Below are 506 nucleotides of genomic sequence, written 5' to 3'. Positions count from 1 at the left end.
TCAAAGGTCGAAAGCGCAACTTAATTGTTGATACGCTGGGCGTAGTCGTAGCGGTTACAGTTACCGCAGCCAGTGTCCAGGACCGTGACGCGGCTGCTGCGGTCATCCAGCAGGCCTGCAGCAAGGCACCTTGTATCTAGAAACTCTATACCGATGGCGCATACGGTGGTCGTAGCGCTCGAGCCATCGAGGACACCCAGGGCATTCTGGTTGAGGTGGTGCGTCGGCCTGGCAATGGCACTACAGGAACGCTGCAGGCTATACAGCATGCATCACCGGCCCAAGCATCTACTGGCAGCGGTTTTACCGTTCTGCCTAAACGATGGGTAGTGGAACGCACCCATGCCTGGATTGAGCGCTGGCGACGTACGATCATGCACCATGATCGCAAGCTCTCAGTTGCCGCAGCCTGGGTATGGCTGGCCACTGCGCGTATCCTGCTCAATAGACTGGCGTGAAAGGTTTTATTTTGTCTACACCCTCTTAATCGACATTTCAATAATTTC

Annotated in this window: 1 pseudogene; it reads left to right on the top strand. The window is 54.9% G+C overall.

The features are described 5' to 3' along the window. A pseudogene (locus tag IEX86_RS24900) lies at window positions 1-458 on the top strand (transposase); the annotation flags it as partial. Window positions 459-506 lie beyond the last annotated feature (48 nt).

The organism is Pseudomonas asuensis (genome assembly GCF_014646755.1).
GTDB lineage: Bacteria > Pseudomonadota > Gammaproteobacteria > Pseudomonadales > Pseudomonadaceae > Chryseomonas > Chryseomonas asuensis.
The sequence above is the reverse complement of the archived record's forward strand: the minus strand, read 5'-3'. Positions and strand labels throughout refer to the sequence as shown.